An 18,489-nucleotide genomic window follows, 5' to 3' on the forward strand; every position below is an offset into this window, starting at 1 on the left:
TTGTTTCAGGATCTCTCAGGACATGGTCTATGCGGGTGGGATGCCGAAACAAGTTCGGCATGACTTTAAAACTAAAAGTTAATCTATTTCACCAACTCAAAGCCCCAGTCTTTTCCTTTATCAACAGCAGGCACACCTTTGGCCATCCAGGCCGGCATAGGCGCACCTTTTAAAAAGTGATCAAAAAATTGCTGCTCACGTATGGTGATATCTTTACGGTTTTGTCGCAGCACCAGGTTATGAGCCTCGCCATTGTATTGCAGCAGCCAAACCGGCTTGCCCAAACGACGCAGTGCTGTAAACATTTCAATACCCTGATACCAGGGCACAGCGCCATCGGCATCGTTACTCATGATCATCACGGGGGTTTTAACTTTAGGTAATTGAAACAGCGGGGAGTTTTCAATATATAACTCCGGCTTATCCCATAAAGTTGCACCAATACGGCTTTGTGTTTTTTCGTACTGGAACTGCCTGTTTACACCAGATTCCCAGCGAATGCCACCGTAGGCCGATGTCATATTAGCTACCGGGGCGCCTGCCCAGGCTGCAGCATACATATTGGTTTGGGTGATGAGATAAGCTACCTGGTAACCTCCCCAGCTTTGGCCCTGTAAGCCGATGTGAGCACCATCAACCCATGCATTTTTCTTCAATGATTCCACTCCCGAATTAATGAACTCCACTGCCGAAGCACCCGGATGCCCGGTTTGATAACTAATATCAGGTGCAAAAACAAGGTATCCGTTGCTTACAAAAAATGAAATAGGCAAGCGTGATGGAGTAGGGGTTGGTGCTACATAATTATAAAGTCCGTCTGATAGTTTTTCGTAAAAATAAACGATCATCGGGTATTTTTTATTAGGGTCAAAATCCTCCGGTTTATACAAAATGCCTTGCGATTTAAAGCCTTTTGGAGTTGTCCATTGTACCAGCGACGCTGTTCCCCAGTTATACTCAGCCTGTTGAGGATTGATATCGCTCAGTTTGATTTCCTTCTTCAAATTGGTTGATACATATAAATCGGGTGGCAGTTCATAGCTGGCCTTGGTATAAATGTAAGTGTCGGCATTTTTAGCTTTTTGCAGGTCATTATAACTCATCGGGATCATGGCTACCTTTTCAGGAGTCGCTTTGCTTTCTGGATATTTGGTATAATATCCCCATTGTTTATTTGCCTCATTTTGAACCTGCAGCCACATAACCTGCTTCAATGGAATGAATTTTTGTTCAGGATCGGTCATGTCATACCGCATGATCAGTTTGTTTTTGCGGCCAACTCCCTTGGTGAAGTTAGTGGCATAGCCTGTGGCCGGGTCAATGCTCCATATATCGTAACGGTCATATATCAGCACGGCTTTGTCGCCTTGTAGCCAACCGGCAAGGCCATAATCTGATGCATAGTCGGGCACATCGTTTAGTTCGTCGCCCATTTTGGTATGTGTGGTACTGGTTAAGTTGTTTTTTTGACCGGTAGTTATGGTATAACTATACCAGTTTTGCTTCTCCAGATCAAACCAGATCACATATTTACCATCGGGCGAGATGTGGTAACGTGCCCTTGTGCTTGCATTAATGAGACGCTTATTACCGCTTTTAGTATCTATTAAAATGGCTTGCTGTTTAGAGCCACCTTCCCATTGCGCTTGTATACGGGCTCCTGTATCGGTAACACCTAAAACATAACGGGCATCTTTATTTTCTGCCACCTGCACCTCTTGTATGGCCTTACTGCCCAATTGCAAAGGTGCAGGGTCAGCTTCATCTGGTTTTATAACTGCAAGATAACTTCGTTTTAATTCCGTCTGCAGGTTTTTTAACTGTTGTGGTTGCAGATAATCATCTTTGTAATTCCATATATCCAGTTTGGCCACCTCAAAATCAACTATAGTGGTATCGGCAGGTTTGGGGATAGGGGCGGTGCCAAAAAACAGGTTACTGCCGCTTTTACTAAAGTAAACTTTGCCATCGCCGCTAACCGCCCATTGCTGGGGGATGCCGTTTATGCCTGCTGCTGCAATAACTTCGGCACTATCACGGGTGGGTATATAGTAGTATAATTTAAATGGTTTAACCAATGCTTTTTCCGGATTTTTTTCGGCAGTAAAAGCCAGTTGCCTGCCCGCATCATCAATGGTGATATTACGATAATTGCCCCGGCCTGTACTTACTGTTTTTACCGCGTTTTTATCAATATCATAAACATACATTCCTGATTGTATGTCCTTTTGCTTTGCAGGCGCGGTAACCGCAAAAGCCATGAGCTTTCCATTTTTGCTTAATTGATAATCGGTAACATACTTAAATATACGGTTTGCTTTGCCCGGCAATTTACTTACAGTTAAGTCTGCGCCCTCGTGAGTTGGCGGGGCAATGGTGGCACTGACCGCCTTTTTGGAAGTATCATTAGGCAGTGTTTTTTTAACGGTATCGGCAGCGGCAAGATAAGCTATGACACTGGCCTTAGCAGCCAATTTGAACGACCGGATAGCCGGTACTTTTGTTACAGATTGTGTGCCAAGCGAAATAATACCCAGTGTATCTTTTGGGAAATCGGCCTGTTTTTTCTTTTTGATTTTTGCTTCGCGGATGGCTTTATAAAATGGCCTGATCAGGAAGGTGATAAATTTTGAATCGTTACTAAAGCAAGCGGTATCGGCCCGGGGGATTTTTATTTTATTGCTGTTTTTGGTATCCGTAATCACCAGTTCGGCATCGCCTTGCTGGGGTTTTATTACATACGAAATCCATTTACCATCATTGCTGATATGCTGGTTACTGATGCTTTGCCAACCATCAAAAACAGAATGATCAAGAGGTTTTTTACTTGCATTTTGAGCAAACGCATCAAAATAAATAACAAATGAAAGTATCAGAAGTAAAATTTTACGCATATGGAACTTAAGTAAGAGTTAAATATGCGTAAAACAGAGCGGTTATAAAAGTTACCTAACGGGAAAGTTACAATTGAAGAAGGTGAAAGGATAAAGGTGAAGGGTTAAAGGTGCTTGTAAAAAATAATATCGAATAATGAATGCTGAATATCGAATGATGAAATAACAAATGTTCAGACTTAAGACCTTTCGCTTTTTACCTTTATCCTTTCACCTCAGAAATCATATCATCGCCTTATTAAGCGCCTTTATTGCTTCCTTAAAATCTTCCCGGGCTACCAGGAACTGAATATTAACCTTGCGCAATGCAAAGCCGCAGCTTTTGATATTGATGCCTTTTTGAGCCAGTGCAGTTGCTGATTTAGCGAGTAAACCAGGCTGATCCATATTTGAACCGATGAGGCAAACCATCGCCATTTTTTCGACAGTTACTTTTTCAAAATCATCTTCAAGTTCCTGTATCAATTTTTTATTAAAATCCTTATCCCATATCACAATGGATATGCTGTTGGCGCTGGTTGCCTTAAAAGTGTAGCTCACGCCAAACTTGTAAAACAATTGCATAATATGAAAATCGGTACCAACATTGCCCACCATTGATGGATCATAAATATCAATCATCATTACCCTTTCGGTACCAGTTATCACCTCAACCCTTTTCTTATCGCAAATATATTCGCGGGTAATTAAAGTGCCCGGGTGCTCCGGCTGAAAAGTGTTTTTAATACGGAGATCAATATCATTGATCTCCAATGGCTTTGACGCTTTAGGGTGGATGGCTTCCATACCCACATCGGCCAGCTGATCGGCTACATCATAATTGGTATTGCCCACCGGGAAACAGTTGTTTACACCCACCAGTTCAGGATCAGCTGTACATAAGTGGTATTCTTTATGAATAATGGCTTCCTGCGGTTTAACAGCTACCGCTATTTTACTGAAGGTAACTTCTGAGTATCCGCGGTCAAACTCACGCATAATCCCTTCGGTGCCTTTGGCGTATCCCGATACAATGGTGATGGTGTTTTCGAAATCAATATGCTGCAGATCCTTCTTTATGCGCTGGTCAATAGTTAATGATCTATGGTCGTGAAAGCCACTGAGGTCAACCAGTGTAGCATTAATACCCATATTTTGCAATATGTTGGTGAAAGTAAAAGCAGAGTGGGTTTCGCCAATGGATGCTAATATTTCGCGGGCAGCCAGCAATATGCCATCTTTATTTACATAGCCCGATGCTAAAATATTAGCCAGGTTCTCCAGGTAAGTTTGGGCATCTTTAATATGCAGTTCAATAAACTTATCAGCTTCGGCTAAGTTTAATCCAAGGTTTTCGTAACTTTTATTGATCTGTTTTAGCTTAACTATCAGCGCGTTTAGCGGCTTATGGAAATTCTTGTAATTAGCCAGCTTGTGGTAAACCCCAGGTGCACCCGTTTTCTTGTTTTCGAGCAGGAGGTTTGTTACTCCTGAAAAAGCCGAAACTACAAAAATGCGATTGTATAATTGCTGCCCGGTACGTTCAAATAGGATGATGTTTTTTATAACATCACTTAAAGCGGTCATGGAAGTGCCGCCGATTTTTTCGACTGTTAACATTTTAAAAAATAAACGCTTAAAGCGTAAGTGCCAAAGTTATGCCTTTAGTTAAAGAATGGCTGTTTATTTAAGATGACACCTTTAAATAATTGGTTATTAGATTGTATAGTTTTTTGTGCTTTATTGTAGAGTTGTATCAAAATGATATACTCCTTATCAAAAAAAAGTATATATGTGATCTTTTACCTACTCGGTTTTTTTATAAAGGTCGCCCGCTTTTTCGGCCGAAAGCTTGATCCCCTTGATCATGGCCGAACTGAAACCATTATGTTCCATTTCGTTTAAGCCCGCGATGGTACAGCCACTTGGCGAAGTAACCTTGTCAATTTCCTGCTCAGGGTGTGATGAAAGCTGTAATAGCAGGTCGGCAGCGCCTTTAGCGGTTTGCGCGGCCATCTTTAAGGCATCATGTGCATGGAAACCTATTTCGGTACCTCCTTGCGAAGCCGCACGTATAGAACGCAGGAAAAAGGCAATACCGCAGGCGCAAAGCGCGGTGGCCGATGTCATTAATTCTTCATTGATCTGTATAGTTACGCCAACGGTGTCAAAAAGAGATTTAACCAGGTTTATATTTTTGTTGGTGCCATTATCAGTAGCAATACAGGTCATGGAGTGCCCAATAGCAATGGCAGTATTAGGCATGGCCCGTATTACCTGTACGTTCAGATCAAGCTGCTGGCGAATATCACTACAGCTAACCCCGGATATAACAGAAATTAAAAGCTGTTTTTCGGCCTTAAGTGTGGGGCGTATTTCGTCTAATAGTTTATTAAGCTGCTGAGGTAATACCGCTAAAACAATAATGTCAGCCTTTTTTACCGCCTTGACATTATTATCAGTAGTATAGTAACCCAATTGGGCATACTCGGTTAAGGCCCCTACGTTTCTGCGTGTCAGGGTAATTTGCTGGGGTTTGCAAATTCCTGCTTTAACTAACCCTTTGGCTAATGACAGTCCGATGTTACCAGAGCCTAATATGGCTAAATGCTGTGATGAGTTCATGCGTTCTTACTTAAACGTGTTCCAAATGGTTTATTATCTTTTAATTGTCCAAGGTCGTCTGACTTGCCAATGATCACCGCCTTTACACCGCATGAAATGGCGGTGAAGGCATTATCTAATTTGGGCAACATGCCACTGTGTATAATACGCCTGGTTTTTAATTCTTCATAATGTTCGGGATTAATTTCCCTGATCAATGAATCCTCATCATCAATGTCCTGTAGCACACCCTTTTTCTCAAAGCAATAGATGAGCGTAGTTTCATACAGGGATGAAAGTGCCACTGCCAGTGCCGAAGCAATAGTATCGGCATTAGTGTTAAGCAACTGACCCCCGCCATCGTGCGTTAAGGCACAAAAAACAGGAGTAAAGCCGGCTTCCATCAAACGGCTTATATTTTCGGGATTTATGGAGTTGTCATCAATATCGCCCACAAATCCATAATCAATAGTTTTTACAGGACGCTTTTTAGCACGGATAAAATTACCGTCGGCCCCGGTAAGGCCAATCGCATTGTTTCCAAAACGCTGTAACTGCGCAACAATATTTTTATTGATTAGACCTCCGTAAACCATGGTAACCACTCGTAATGTTTCAATATCCGTAATCCGGCGACCATCAACCAGTTTAGCTTCAATACCTAATTCTTCGGCTATTTGTGTTGCTACCTTTCCGCCGCCGTGTACTAATATTTTAAAACCATCCAATCTTTCAAAATCTTTCAGAAAATGATACAGATTTTCGGAGTTATCAATAACGTTTCCGCCTATTTTTATTATATACAAGCTTTTATTTCCTGGTAATTGAGCCGAATTTGCTGAAACTGTATCAATTTTATTCATTCTTAACAATAATATAACCCCGTTGATGCTAAATTTCTATTAAATTAAACTGTAACCTGCTAAAAATATGAAATTATAGTGTATTTCATTTAAAAAATGTTAAAAAATGATTAATACATTATATATGCAACTTTACAATATGATTATGAAATAATTAGTATTATTGAAATTTTAAGGCATTAAACTTGCAGTAAAATTTTCCTATGGATCAAAAAAAAAGCAGTAAGCCCCGTGTAGTAATTATAGGTGGGGGATTTGGAGGATTGGAATTAGCTAAAAATCTTAAAAATGCGCCGGTAGATGTGCTTTTGCTGGATAAGCATAATTACCATACTTTTCAGCCACTACTTTACCAGGTGGCCGCTGGAGGCATAGCTGCCGATTCAATTGGTTTCCCTATTCGCAGGATATTTACTAAACAGAACAATTTTAGGTTTGCCCTGGCCGAAGTAGAGCAGATAAATCCGGAAAATAATACACTTACAACCAATATAGGTACTATTTATTATGATTACCTGGTTATAGCCACCGGATCAAACACCAACTTTTTCGGTAATAAAGAGATAGAACATTTTGCCATGCCGATGAAGAATATTCCCGAAGCGCTGAACTTACGGAGCCTTATCCTGCAAAATCTCGAAATGTCCTTAGTTTCTAAAGATCCCGAAGAAAAAGCGGCATTGATGACCTTTGTTGTTGTGGGCGGAGGCCCCACCGGGGTAGAGCTTTCAGGTGCACTTGCCGAAATGCGGCAGCTGATACTCATGAAGGATTATCATGGTTTAAGAAAACATAACATGAAGGTTTACCTGGTTGAAGGTAAAGCCGATTTACTGGCTGCATTTTCGCCGGATGCTTCAACCAAGGCTAAAAAGTTTTTAGTGGATATGGAAGTTACCATATTTAACAATGTGCATGTGCAAAGTTATAATGGGATCGAGCTTAAAATTGATGATGGTACCACTATATTAACCCGGAATGTTTTGTGGGCAGCAGGTGTAAAAGGAGAGGTGCCGGGAGGAATGCCCGAAACCACTATTACCAGGGGCAACCGCCTGCAAACAGATGAGATAAGCCGGGTGAACGGATATTCCAATATTTTTGCCATAGGCGATGTAGCAGCCATGATAACGCCCGAAACACCCAACGGGCATCCCGGTGTAGCGCCGGCTGCTATACAACAGGGAAATTGCTTAGCCAAAAACCTGGTACGTATTATTAAAGGCGAAGCTACGGCTCCGTTTAAATATAAAGATAAAGGATCATTGGCTACCATTGGCCGGAATAAGGCAGTGGCCGATCTGGGTTGGCTTCACCTGCAAGGATTTTTTGCCTGGATCCTATGGGGTGCTGTGCACATCATGTCATTGGCTGGCTTTACCAATAAGGGAACTATATTTTTTAGCTGGGCAATATCTTATTTTACTAAAAACAGTGATAACCGTCTGATAATACGTTACTTTGACATCGAAACAAGGATGACAGACCCTGAATCGAAATAAAAATAGCTTGGTCTTTAAAACATTGTTTAGCTTATTTTATTACTAATAGGTTAAACAATTATGGACCTGTTTGTTATCATCGCCTTATTAGTTATTGTCAGCGCGTTTTTTTCTTATATAAATGCACGCTTTACTAAACTTCCCGGTACTATTGGGATCGTTTTAATAGCTACTGTTTCGTCTGTTATTATACTGATCGTCGATAGAACAAATCCGGCTTCGGCCAGGTATTTGACCACACTTGCCCGGAATATTAATTTTTCAAAAGCCGTGCTCAACATTATGCTGGGCTTTCTGCTGTTTTCAAGTTCCTTTAACCTTGATGGTGCAAAACTTAAAAGAGCAATGCGCCCTGTTTTTGTATTAAGCACGTTGGGAGTGATCTTGTCGACAACTATTTTTGGTTTTCTGTTGTTTTACCTGGCACCATTTTTTCATATTCATATGCCGCTCATCTACTGCCTGTTGTTTGGGGCATTGGTATCACCAACAGATCCTGTCGCGGTATCGGCCATCATAAAAAACTCAAAGCTGCCTGCACACCTGGAAACTATTATTTCGGGCGAATCATTGTTTAACGATGGTATAGGGCTTATTTTGTTTGTTATTATACTGGAAATAACGCGGGTGGGCGAGGAGAATATTGAACTATCAAAAGTTATATTGCTTATTATAAAGGAGGTTTTGGGTGGCATTGCTGCAGGAGCAATTTTGGGCTACCTTGCCCAACGACTCATGAAATCGGTTACAGATTTTCAAACCATTGTTTTAATATCGCTGGCATTGGTAATGGGACTGTCTGTATTGGCAACTATACTTCATTTTTCCATTCCCCTGGCTGTAGTAACCGCGGGACTGTTTGCCGGGAGCCATTCTATAAATCAGGACAACAAGGAACGCTCACATGAAGCATTGGAAAAATTCTGGAAATTGGTTGATGAGATGCTGAATACTATTTTATTTGTAATGATTGGTTTGCAGCTTATTAACCTGCCCTATGTAAACAATTACTGGATAACAGGCGGTATATCTATAGTGATGATATTAATTGCACGCTGGCTAAGCATTATGCTGCCACTGACATTTTTACGCAATACATTAAAAGTAAATTACAACAACATTAACATCATGACATGGGCTGGTTTGCGGGGAGGTATTTCGATAGCTTTGGCACTGTCCTTACCCGACACACCATACAGGCACCTGATACTATCAGGCAGCTATTTTATAGTGATATTTTCGGTAATAGTGCAGGGCCTCACTTTAAATGCAATGATCAACCGGGCATCCAAACCTACAGAGTAGGTTTCAAGTTATCCATGTATTTAGCTATCTCATTTTCAGTTGTTTCTTTGCTTTTACTTAAAGTATTAATGATGTTTTCTTGTTCATGTACTGATCGGTTCTGGCTCAACTTCTTTTTAGCCTGCAAGTCATCAACAACTATTTCAAAAGCTACTATGCCTTTCATCATTTTTTGCTTGTAGTCATCAGGCAGACCGTTCCATTGTTTTAAATAGTCAGCTTCGAAAGTACTTATGGTATGGGCTAACAGGTCTGCAGTTTTTTGGCCTTCAGCTAATAATGTGGCTTTGCCGTAAGCATGTACGGCTAAATAATTCCAGGTAGGAACGTTAGTCTCTTTTTCATAATTGCTGGGGGATATGTAGGCATGAGGTTCGGTAAATATCACCAGTACACTTTTGTCCACAATTTGAGCCGCCTGCGGATTGGCTTTGGCAAAATGTGATAACAAGATGATCTTATCATCACGCTGCTCCACCAAAAAGGGAAGGTGTGTTGCAACAGGTACATCATTCACCGATGTAACTATAGTTGCAAAACTATAGCGCTGCATAAAGTTGATGGCTTCCTGCTCATTATCGAATTTATTGAACGATGGTATGTACATGTTAAAGAGTCAAGACTACAAGATTCAAGAATTAAGATAGCAACAATAATGAAATTTATAGCTTTCCAAGATTGAGGCTAAAGCCCTTTGTTTTCTTTGACTATCCGTCCCATGAATGGGACGGCAATGAATTAAGATTTTCATAAATTCATTGCCGTTGGCTTTAGCCAACGGTTGCAAGAGATTAATAAAGGGCTTCAGCCCAATTAGATGAGCTACAAACTCTCCAGCATCTGTTTTAACACAGCCTGGGCAGCCCAAACACGATTACCGGCCTCGTGTACCACAATAGCGTTAGGGCCGTCCAATATCTCATCAGATAGCTCCAGGTTACGACGTACCGGAAGGCAATGCATCACTTTGGCATTATTGGTTTGTTTCAGCTTTTCGTTAGTCAGCATCCAATCTTCATTACCGCCAAATATATTACCGTAAGGCTCATAGGCCGACCAGTTTTTTACATAGATGAAATCGGCATCAGCCAATGCTTCATCCTGGTTATGAGTAATGTTAGCTCCCTTTGTAAAATCAGCGCAAAGTTCATAGCCTTTCGGCTGGGCAATAGTAAAATCAACGTCGGCCTTGCACATCCATTCGGCAAAAGAATTGGGTACGGCCTGTGGCAAAGGTTTTATATGCGGTGCCCAGGTTAATACAACCTTAGGGCGTGTTTTAGTTTTAAGTTCCTGGATAGTTACCAGATCGGCCAAACTTTGCAGCGGGTGGCGGGTAGCCGACTCCAGGCTCACCACAGGCACTTTACAAAACTCGACAAACTTGTTAAATATCATTTCACTATAATCTTCCTCGCGGTTCCTTAATCCTGGAAATGAACGTACGCCAATGATATCAGCATATTGGCCCATAACCCCCGCAGCTTCACGGATATGCTCAACTGTACTTCCGTCCATAATCACACCATCGCGCAGTTCCAATGCCCAGCCTTCTTTATCTATATTAAGCACCATTACATTCATCCCCAGGTTAAGGGCTGCCTTTTGAGTGCTCATACGGGTACGCAGACTTGGGTTTAAAAATACCAATGCCAGCGTTTTGTTTTTACCTAAATGCTGGTGCGCGTATGGATTTTGTTTAAGCTCTAATGCTTCTTTTACCAGTGCATTGATATCAGCAACATCATTAACAGAAGAAAATAGTTTCATTAGCCAGGATATTTAATAACGAATTATTGATTTAAAACACTTACAAAAGCCTCTAAAAATCTATCGGCATGTGCTTTGGTTAAATTTAGTGCAGGTAATAACCTTACCACATTCGGTTTAGCCTCGCCTGTAAAAATATGATGTTTAAATAAAAGCTCCTTACGCACATTTGATAATTCTTCAGGCAATTCAATGCCTATCATCAATCCCCGGCCACGTACTTCTTTAACCTGTTCCAGCTTTTTAACTTCTTTAATCAGGTAATCGCCAATGGTGGCTGCATTTTGCATCAGGTTATCCTGCTCCATTACTTCTAATACAGCTAAACCGGCGGCACATGCCAAATGATTACCGCCAAAAGTTGTACCCAGCATGCCATAAGCAGGCTGTATTTTAGGTGAAATAATGATACCACCAACCGGGAAACCATTACCCATACCTTTTGCCATGCTATAAATATCGGCATCAACACCTGCAAAATCCTGTGAGAAAAATTTGCCGGTACGCCCATAACCACATTGAACCGAGTCGGCTATAAAAACCGCATTATGCTCATCGCATAGCGAGCGGATCTTTTGCAGAAAACTTTCAGGAGCAACCTGTATACCACCAACGCCTTGTATGCCTTCAATAATTACAGATGATATTTCATTGGTGGCAAAAGCCTGCTCCAAAGCGGCTTCATCTGCCCATGGTAAAAATATTACATTATCAGTTTCGTTGATAGGAGCAACAATTTTGGGGTTATCAGTAACCGCGACAGCTAATGATGTACGACCGTGAAATGCTTTAGTAAAAGCGATCACTTTCTTTTTGCCGTTATAAAACGATGCCAGTTTTAAAGCGTTCTCGTTAGCTTCGGCACCTGAGTTACACATAAATAACTGGTAATCTTCCTTGCCCGATACCTGGCCTAACTTGGTAGCCAGTTCTTTTTGAATAGGGATCTCGATAGAATTGGAATAAAATCCCAACTGATGTAACTGGTCTTCCAACCGTTTTACATAATGCGGATGGGTGTGGCCTATGGATATTACGGCGTGACCGCCATACATATCAAGGTATTCTGTGTCTTGATTATCATAAACCAGACTGCCCTGGCCTCTTACTATATTTATTGGATTGACCGGATATACGTCGAATAATTTCATTTTTTTTAAGCTAAAAGCTTGAACACTTAGTTAATTTAATACTCCCCCTTTAGGGGGCTGGGGGGCTAAAATCCCGTGGCCTTCAATCGCAGCCCGGCTCGTTCATCCAGGCCAAATAGCAAGTTCATATTTTGAACTGCCTGACCTGATGCTCCTTTTAGTAAATTATCTAAGATGCTTATTATTAATATTTTGCCTTCGTGTTTAGTGACCTGTATAAAGCATTTATTCGTGTTTACAACCTGCTTCAAATCTATATTTCGGTCGGTTACATGTGTAAACGGATCGCCTGCATAATAATCCTGGTAAAGCTTAAGCGCTGCTTCGGCACTCAGATCACTGTCGGTATATATAGAAGCTATAATGCCCCGGGTAAAATCACCACGATAAGGAATGAAATTTATCGCTTTACTAAAATCAGCTTGCAACTGCTTTAGTGACTGACCAATCTCGTTCAAGTGCTGGTGATTAAATGCCTTATAAACAGACAGATTGTCATTTCGCCAGGTAAAGTGGGAGGTAGCCGCTAAGCTTTGTCCTGCGCCGGTTGAGCCGGTTGTTGCTGCAACATGCACTTCGTTATTTAATAAACCCTTAGCTGCAAGTGGCAATAAACCCAACTGCAAACAAGTAGCAAAACAACCCGGGTTGGCAATATTATCAGCTGTTTTGATCACTTCCCTGTTTAATTCAGGCAGTCCGTAAACAAAGTTTTTGCTTTTAAATTTTGAATTTTGGCTTAACCTAAAATCCTGGCTCAGATCAATGATCTTAATGTGATCAGGGATATTATTTGACTCCAGGAATTTTTTAGCATCACCATGGCCAACGCACAGAAAAAGCACATCAATAGCGAAGGAAAGCTCGCCAGTAAAGCGGAGGTTGGTATCACCAAAAAGATCGGTATGTACCTCGTAAATATGATTACCGGTATTGCTGTTGCTATGTACAAAAACAATCTCCACATCAGTGTGATTGATTAGTATACGCAACATTTCACCTCCGGTATATCCGGCGCCGCCAATGATGCCGGCGCGTACTTTATTTAATTTCGATCCTGTCATTGTTTGTAGATGGATAAGAGTATAAAATAAACTCCAGGTCGCTCCGGTCATTATTACTGATGAAGTGTTTTTGACCGGGCAAGATCTCAATGCCCTGCTCTGGTTTTAACTCCGTGATGTTGCCATCAATAGAGAAAGTAGCTCTTCCTTTTAAAATGAAGAATACCTGCGTAGCTTTTTCGTGATAGTGTAACTGTTCTGCCGTATCAGGCGGCATTAATTCCTGTTTAACTGATAGGGCTTCGGTATCAATAAAAGTCCAGCCATGACAATCGTCGCCCCAGTTGTAGTGTTTTAAACAGTTACCCTTTGAGAAAGCTTTATTAATCATTTTGATTGGGGTTATTAACTTTATGATAGATCATTACCTGGTTGCCAAATATTTTAGAGAAGCCTTTAACATCTTCGCCTGACCATGCATTATTCATTTCGCCATAGCTGCCAAACTTGTTCGACATCAGATCGTGATCAGACTCAATACCGATCACCTGGAAACGATATGGATGCAGTTGTACAAATACCTTGCCGCTTACGTTTTGCTGTGTATCGGTTAAAAATGCCTCTATGTTGCGCATAATAGGGTCATGAAACTGACCTTCATGCAGCCAGTTGCCATAAAATGCAGATAGCTGGTCTTTCCATGATAACTGCCATTTGGTAAGCACATGTTTCTCTAAAGTATGGTGAGCTTTGATGATCACCATTGGCGCGGCGGCTTCAAAGCCTACACGGCCCTTAATACCAATGATAGTATCACCTACATGAATGTCACGGCCAATACCATAGGGTTGGGCAATGGCCTGCAGTGCCTGTATAGCTTTGGTTGGATGATCGTATCTTTCCTGATCAATACCAATGAGCTCACCTTTTTCAAAAACAAGTTCAAGGTTTTTTACTTCAGATTCGGTAACCTGGGTAGGCCATGCCTCTTCTGGTAAACCTAAGTTTGAGGTAAGGGTTTCTTTACCACCAACTGAAGTTCCCCAGATACCTTTGTTGATAGAATACTTTGCTTTTTCAAAGTTCATATCCACACCATGTTTTTTCAGGTAATCGATCTCTTCCTCACGGCTCAGTTTCAGGTCACGGATAGGGGTGATGATCTGAACTTCGGGAACAAGAATATTGAAGATCATATCAAAACGTACCTGATCGTTACCGGCACCGGTACTGCCATGCGCTACATATTCGGCACCTATTTCTTTAGCATAATTTGCAATAGCAGTAGCCTGGCTTACACGCTCGGCACTTACTGAAAGGGGATAGGTGTTGTTTTTTAAAACGTTACCATAAATTAAAAAGCGTACACAGGTATTGTAAAAGTTTGTTGTTTCGTCAACCACGTGGTGTGATGTAACGCCCATTTTGTAGGCGCGTTCTTCAACACCTTTTAATTCTTCATCACTAAAGCCACCTGTATTTACAATAACAGAATGAACTTCGTAACCCAGGTCCTGTGTTAAATATATACAGCAAAATGAGGTGTCTAATCCTCCGCTATAAGCTAATACTACTTTTTTCTTCATGCTTTCTAAGGTTAAAGGCGAAAGGTTAAGGGTTAAAGGTTTTCGCCTCTTAAAAATTTTATAAATCCAATTAACATAGCTTTCACTTCATTAATTGCAGTGTGTATTTTATCGTAAATTTCTTTTGGGATAAACCCAAGGTCATAGATTAAGTAGCAAGTATATTCTACTTCATGTGCCGATCCTAATGCATTGTCAAGATAATGAGCAAAGTCTTTATCTGTGTTTTTACCACAACCCTCCACAATGTTTAACGGAATTGAATAGGTTGATCGGCGGAGCTGGTTTGTCAAGGCAAAACGTTCTTCATTGGGCATAATAGGCAAAACATCGGCATAAACTTGCTTTGTTAACAAATGTGATCTTTTCCAAAAGTCAAGTTTTTTATAATCTCTCATTACCTCTATTTTTTAACCTTTCACCCTTAACCTTTCACCTATTCTTGTCCGATACGCTTTTTTATGGCATTTTCAATACGCTCAAGCAAGGTAGCCTTGTGGGTTATCCTTTTCATTTTTTCTTCGTCCTGTTTTTGTTTTTCGGCTGGATCAAACAGCATGGCGGTACACATGCAGTTTTTACGCTCCTTGCTGGTTAATATATCATAGTTAACACAACTTTTGCAGCCCGCCCAAAAGTTTTCGTCCTGGGTAAGTTCAGAGTAGGTTACCGGTTCATAACCGAGTTCTGAATTGATCTTCATTACAGCCAATCCGGTGGTTAAACCAAAAATTTTGGCATCAGGATACTTAGTACGTGAAAGCTGAAATATCTTGTGTTTAATGGCTTTAGCTAAGCCCGCCTTACGAAACTGGGGATTAACAATGAGGCCCGAATTGGCCACAAAATCGCCATGGCTCCATGTTTCAATGTAGCAGAAACCGGCCCAGGTACCGTCTTTATGCAAGGCAATAACCGCCTTTCCTTCCAGCATTTTGTTGGCCACATATTCAGGCGAACGTTGTGCGATACCCGTGCCGCGGGCCTTTGCCGACTCGGCCATTTCGTCACATATCTGGGGGGCATAATCTACATGCTGGGCTGTAGCAACCTTAATATCAAAATCTTGTATGGTCATTGAAATAGATATTACCGTTAAATTAATTGGCTTAATAGCCTTAATAATTAGATGGTTTTTTTAAAAAGAAGTTTAAAAACTTTCTTTTTGAGGGGTTCAGGACAGGAAATTAATTCAAACCCGTGGCATATAGGGCCTTCGTCGGGGAGGGCAGCATAAAAAAACAGTTGAAACCAAAGCAGCGGCAGCCGGAGCAAATGTTGCTCTTATTGCAGGCTTATTTAAGCTTTGTTGATTCATTTTTTGAGGTATTACTGTGTTTTTAAATTTTGTGCAAAGTATCGCATTAATTTTTATTTATGCAAGAAAAATATGATTTAATCACGTTTAACTTAGATACATGCGCACATACCAGCAAATATTACATTTAAATTGAATTAAATAGCGCTGCAAGCACCTGCTTTGCCGGGAGTTAGTTTAACTTAAAAGCACCGTACTTACAATTACATGTAAGTTACAGTGCTTTATTTTACAGGTGTATCCTGATAATTATTTTCCTTCTTCGAACTTATCAATTAGCAATCTTAACTTTTTATCGGGCCTTTGCGTGCTTTCTACAAGCAAGGTAACTTTTCCATCTTTTCCTTCAATGGTAAGTGTATAATCCTTTTCACCATCACCATCTTCGTCACTAAGGGTATTATTAATAATTGTTTTTCCCTCTTTAAATGGTGTTTTCCAGTTGCAGATATTTGATTTTACAACCCCTGTAAGTGTTTGTTTTCCGTTCTCAATTATAACAGAGATGTTTGATTTACTTATTTCAATTACTGTTTGCTCATCTACGGTCCGCTCTAAATTACCGCTGGCATCAAGGTGATCCGTTTTTGAAGATGTGAGACTCAATTTTTGGTCGCATTGCGCGAGGCATACACTACTGCCGGCTACCAGCAGTAAAAGTGCAAGGAGGGTTGATTTCATGATTTTGACTTTAATAGGTTTAAAACTCAAATAAAGATACTTGTTTTGTATAGTATTATGCAATACATAGTTCTATAAAAATATAAAATAAATAGCAAGTTATTGATAGTGAGTATAAAACAATTGTATTTTAAAACATACCACCTGTTGATCCTAAATGGACAAGGACAGCAGGACGCCTATTCGGGGCGACAGCATTTATTAATAAACTGAAGCAATTCATGTGCTTATTTCAAAACAAAGTCCATTTACGCGAAATAACTAAAACATAGCTACTACAATATTCGTATAGGCGTAATATGTTGATTGACGTATTATTTTAACTAACGCACCCTCATGAAGCCGGTTTTTATTCCAAAATATATTAGTGATTATCTTCAAAATAACAGCCGCGAGCCTACAGTTCTTGAGCAGATTAAAGTAGCTTACCAAAAAAAACTGGTAAAAGGTGAGCCGGAGATATCCGTTGTAATGCCTGCCTATAACGAAGAGGAAAATATAGTGCCTGTACTGGCATCGCTCTGTAATAATATCACTGACAGGGGGGTTGAAATCATTGTGGTCAATAACAACTCCGCCGATAGTACAGGAGCGCTGGCCGAAGCCTGCGGCGTAACCTGCATCCTGGAAACAACACAAGGTATTACCCCGGCGCGTAACGCTGGTTTGGCAAAGGCCAAAGGTAAATATATCTTAAATGCAGACGCCGATACCATATACCCGAGGGATTGGATAGAGGAGATGGTCAAGCCGCTGGATAACAACAAGGTAGCTATTACCTACGGAACATTTTCTTTTATTCCTATCGGCAGCACCGGCAGGGTCACTTATTATTTTTATGAGATGCTTGCAGACCTGACAAGATTTTATAACAAATTTAAAAAAAGCGAGGCGGTAAATGTTTATGGCTTTAACTCGGGTTTTAGGCGTGAGCAGGGGTTGCAGGTTGATGGTTTTAACCATCCACCCGGAACTAATGAAGATGGCTTTCTGGCTTTAAAACTTACAGATAAAGGCTTTGGAAAAATGTACAGGGTAGGCAAATCCAACGCAGTGGTATGGACAACGGACAGGCGCCTGCAAATTGATGGTGGCCTCTGGAAAGCTGTCGGGAAAAGACTTAAACGCCTATTTAACTTTTAAACCAGTCAGCAAAAGTGTTTTTCACTTGTGATGCGGTAAAACAGCATATTTAATTTATTTAAGCGTACTATTTGACGGATATCCAGTTGCCCATTTCAAAATCAAATCTTTTAATTATCCTGGCCGGGTTACCCACAGCTACGGAGTAGGCAGGCACATCCCTGGTAATTACTGCACCTCCGCCAACAACGCTGTGTTTACCAATGGTTACACCGGCTGTGATAACTGCATTGGCTGCAATCCAGCAATCGTCCTCAATGGTTATGGTGGCCGTTATGATTTTTTGATCCTTTATGGCAATATCCGTATTTCTGTATTCATGATTGAGGCCGCTAACTACGATATTCTGCGCTAAAATTACGTTATTGCCGATATTAACCGGCCCAATGATAACATTGCTCATGCCGATAAGCGTACCATCACCGATAATGACGTCACCAACACCGTTATTGACAGTGGAAAAACTTTCAATAGTTGATCCCTTTCCCAGGTTGAACTTGTTAAAAGGCAGCACGTCCATACGGGTCCGGTATCTGACTTTTGAGCCTTTACCGTAGTGGTGTATAAACGGATTAAGAAACAGCCTTACCCACAGGCGGGGCCTTGCCTCACCAGGTGGGATCAACATCCAGTGAACCAGTTTTTTTAAACCGGGATTGCCTTTTATTTTCTCTTTCAGCGACATGGTT

General features: G+C 40.9%; 17 protein-coding genes. 3 read left to right on the forward strand and 14 right to left on the reverse strand.

Translation table 11 applies throughout. The features are described 5' to 3' along the window. Window positions 1-83: 83 nt before the first annotated feature. From M2273_RS01180 to argB, 4 genes are all read right to left on the reverse strand, one after another. The gene (locus M2273_RS01180; protein ID WP_429391946.1) at window positions 84-2,894 is read right to left on the reverse strand and encodes a prolyl oligopeptidase family serine peptidase; all 2,811 of its coding nucleotides are present in this window, start codon (window positions 2,892-2,894) and stop codon (window positions 84-86) included. 222 nt (window positions 2,895-3,116) lie between these two features. Beyond that, entirely contained in the window at window positions 3,117-4,493 is a 1,377-nt protein-coding gene (locus M2273_RS01185; protein WP_429391949.1) for an aspartate kinase, read from the reverse strand. Between the two features lie 186 nt (window positions 4,494-4,679). Then, entirely contained in the window at window positions 4,680-5,498 is an 819-nt protein-coding gene (proC, locus tag M2273_RS01190; RefSeq protein ID WP_429391952.1) for a pyrroline-5-carboxylate reductase, read from the reverse strand. Next, a complete protein-coding gene (gene argB, locus M2273_RS01195) occupies window positions 5,495-6,340 on the reverse strand; it encodes an acetylglutamate kinase (protein ID WP_429391953.1) in 846 nt (281 codons plus the stop codon). The genes proC and argB overlap by 4 nt, the downstream gene beginning before the upstream one ends. A gap of 203 nt (window positions 6,341-6,543) precedes the next feature. On the opposite strand from argB, the gene M2273_RS01200 reads away from it, so the two are divergent. Next, window positions 6,544-7,842 (forward strand): NAD(P)/FAD-dependent oxidoreductase, encoded by a 1,299-nt coding sequence (locus M2273_RS01200; protein ID WP_429391955.1) that lies wholly within the window; start codon window positions 6,544-6,546, stop codon window positions 7,840-7,842. A 60-nt stretch (window positions 7,843-7,902) separates the two neighbouring features. Further along, a complete protein-coding gene (locus M2273_RS01205) occupies window positions 7,903-9,147 on the forward strand; it encodes a cation:proton antiporter (protein ID WP_429391957.1) in 1,245 nt (414 codons plus the stop codon). On the opposite strand, the gene M2273_RS01210 is transcribed toward M2273_RS01205, so the two are convergent. The 9 genes from M2273_RS01210 to M2273_RS01250 all read right to left on the reverse strand — a co-directional run bounded on the left by M2273_RS01210 (window position 9,137) and on the right by M2273_RS01250 (window position 16,657). Beyond that, window positions 9,137-9,754 (reverse strand): FMN-binding negative transcriptional regulator, encoded by a 618-nt coding sequence (locus M2273_RS01210; protein ID WP_429391960.1) that lies wholly within the window; start codon window positions 9,752-9,754, stop codon window positions 9,137-9,139. The genes M2273_RS01205 and M2273_RS01210 overlap by 11 nt on opposite strands. Window positions 9,755-9,969: 215 nt before the next feature. Continuing rightward, window positions 9,970-10,917 carry an N-acetylornithine carbamoyltransferase gene (locus tag M2273_RS01215; RefSeq protein WP_429391962.1) on the reverse strand — a complete coding sequence of 316 codons (948 nt, stop codon included), beginning with the start codon at window positions 10,915-10,917 and terminating at the stop codon, window positions 9,970-9,972. Between the two features lie 23 nt (window positions 10,918-10,940). Next, window positions 10,941-12,068, reverse strand: coding sequence for an aspartate aminotransferase family protein (locus tag M2273_RS01220; protein ID WP_429391965.1), 1,128 nt, complete (start codon window positions 12,066-12,068; stop codon window positions 10,941-10,943). A gap of 65 nt (window positions 12,069-12,133) precedes the next feature. Then, a complete protein-coding gene (gene argC, locus M2273_RS01225; protein ID WP_429391966.1) occupies window positions 12,134-13,132 on the reverse strand; it encodes an N-acetyl-gamma-glutamyl-phosphate reductase in 999 nt (332 codons plus the stop codon). Next, entirely contained in the window at window positions 13,110-13,463 is a 354-nt protein-coding gene (locus tag M2273_RS01230; protein ID WP_429391968.1) for a cupin domain-containing protein, read from the reverse strand. Before M2273_RS01230 ends, argC begins: the two co-directional genes overlap by 23 nt. Beyond that, entirely contained in the window at window positions 13,456-14,658 is a 1,203-nt protein-coding gene (gene argG / locus M2273_RS01235; protein ID WP_429391970.1) for an argininosuccinate synthase, read from the reverse strand. Before argG ends, M2273_RS01230 begins: the two co-directional genes overlap by 8 nt. 32 nt (window positions 14,659-14,690) lie before the next feature. After that, window positions 14,691-15,056, reverse strand: a complete 366-nt coding sequence (locus tag M2273_RS01240) for a four helix bundle protein (protein WP_429391973.1) — start codon at window positions 15,054-15,056, stop codon at window positions 14,691-14,693. A gap of 38 nt (window positions 15,057-15,094) precedes the next feature. Then, a complete protein-coding gene (locus M2273_RS01245; RefSeq protein WP_429391975.1) occupies window positions 15,095-15,736 on the reverse strand; it encodes a GNAT family N-acetyltransferase in 642 nt (213 codons plus the stop codon). A 489-nt stretch (window positions 15,737-16,225) separates the two neighbouring features. Then, window positions 16,226-16,657, reverse strand: coding sequence for a hypothetical protein (locus tag M2273_RS01250; RefSeq protein ID WP_429391977.1), 432 nt, complete (start codon window positions 16,655-16,657; stop codon window positions 16,226-16,228). 336 nt (window positions 16,658-16,993) lie between these two features. Between M2273_RS01250 and M2273_RS01255 the strand changes: the two genes are divergently transcribed. Beyond that, window positions 16,994-17,800 (forward strand): glycosyltransferase family 2 protein, encoded by an 807-nt coding sequence (locus tag M2273_RS01255; RefSeq protein ID WP_429391979.1) that lies wholly within the window; start codon window positions 16,994-16,996, stop codon window positions 17,798-17,800. 67 nt (window positions 17,801-17,867) lie between these two features. Here the strand turns inward: M2273_RS01255 and M2273_RS01260 are convergent, their stop codons facing one another. After that, window positions 17,868-18,485 (reverse strand): acyltransferase, encoded by a 618-nt coding sequence (locus M2273_RS01260; protein WP_429391980.1) that lies wholly within the window; start codon window positions 18,483-18,485, stop codon window positions 17,868-17,870. Window positions 18,486-18,489: the final 4 nt, after the last annotated feature.

Source organism: Mucilaginibacter lappiensis (assembly GCF_050433765.1).
Taxonomy (GTDB): Bacteria; Bacteroidota; Bacteroidia; order Sphingobacteriales; family Sphingobacteriaceae; genus Mucilaginibacter; species Mucilaginibacter lappiensis_A.

What these genes read in the sequence shown, in the direction of transcription:
- M2273_RS01180 (WP_429391946.1), bottom strand. Translation starts at nt 2,894, where the DNA reads ATGCGTAAAATTTTACTTCTGATACTTTCATTTGTTATTTATTTTGAT.
- M2273_RS01185 (WP_429391949.1), bottom strand. Translation starts at nt 4,493, where the DNA reads ATGTTAACAGTCGAAAAAATCGGCGGCACTTCCATGACCGCTTTAAGT.
- proC (WP_429391952.1), bottom strand. Translation starts at nt 5,498, where the DNA reads ATGAACTCATCACAGCATTTAGCCATATTAGGCTCTGGTAACATCGGA.
- argB (WP_429391953.1), bottom strand. Translation starts at nt 6,340, where the DNA reads ATGAATAAAATTGATACAGTTTCAGCAAATTCGGCTCAATTACCAGGA.
- M2273_RS01200 (WP_429391955.1), top strand. Translation starts at nt 6,544, where the DNA reads ATGGATCAAAAAAAAAGCAGTAAGCCCCGTGTAGTAATTATAGGTGGG.
- M2273_RS01205 (WP_429391957.1), top strand. Translation starts at nt 7,903, where the DNA reads ATGGACCTGTTTGTTATCATCGCCTTATTAGTTATTGTCAGCGCGTTT.
- M2273_RS01210 (WP_429391960.1), bottom strand. Translation starts at nt 9,754, where the DNA reads ATGTACATACCATCGTTCAATAAATTCGATAATGAGCAGGAAGCCATC.
- M2273_RS01215 (WP_429391962.1), bottom strand. Translation starts at nt 10,917, where the DNA reads ATGAAACTATTTTCTTCTGTTAATGATGTTGCTGATATCAATGCACTG.
- M2273_RS01220 (WP_429391965.1), bottom strand. Translation starts at nt 12,068, where the DNA reads ATGAAATTATTCGACGTATATCCGGTCAATCCAATAAATATAGTAAGA.
- argC (WP_429391966.1), bottom strand. Translation starts at nt 13,132, where the DNA reads ATGACAGGATCGAAATTAAATAAAGTACGCGCCGGCATCATTGGCGGC.
- M2273_RS01230 (WP_429391968.1), bottom strand. Translation starts at nt 13,463, where the DNA reads ATGATTAATAAAGCTTTCTCAAAGGGTAACTGTTTAAAACACTACAAC.
- argG (WP_429391970.1), bottom strand. Translation starts at nt 14,658, where the DNA reads ATGAAGAAAAAAGTAGTATTAGCTTATAGCGGAGGATTAGACACCTCA.
- M2273_RS01240 (WP_429391973.1), bottom strand. Translation starts at nt 15,056, where the DNA reads ATGAGAGATTATAAAAAACTTGACTTTTGGAAAAGATCACATTTGTTA.
- M2273_RS01245 (WP_429391975.1), bottom strand. Translation starts at nt 15,736, where the DNA reads ATGACCATACAAGATTTTGATATTAAGGTTGCTACAGCCCAGCATGTA.
- M2273_RS01250 (WP_429391977.1), bottom strand. Translation starts at nt 16,657, where the DNA reads ATGAAATCAACCCTCCTTGCACTTTTACTGCTGGTAGCCGGCAGTAGT.
- M2273_RS01255 (WP_429391979.1), top strand. Translation starts at nt 16,994, where the DNA reads ATGAAGCCGGTTTTTATTCCAAAATATATTAGTGATTATCTTCAAAAT.
- M2273_RS01260 (WP_429391980.1), bottom strand. Translation starts at nt 18,485, where the DNA reads ATGTCGCTGAAAGAGAAAATAAAAGGCAATCCCGGTTTAAAAAAACTG.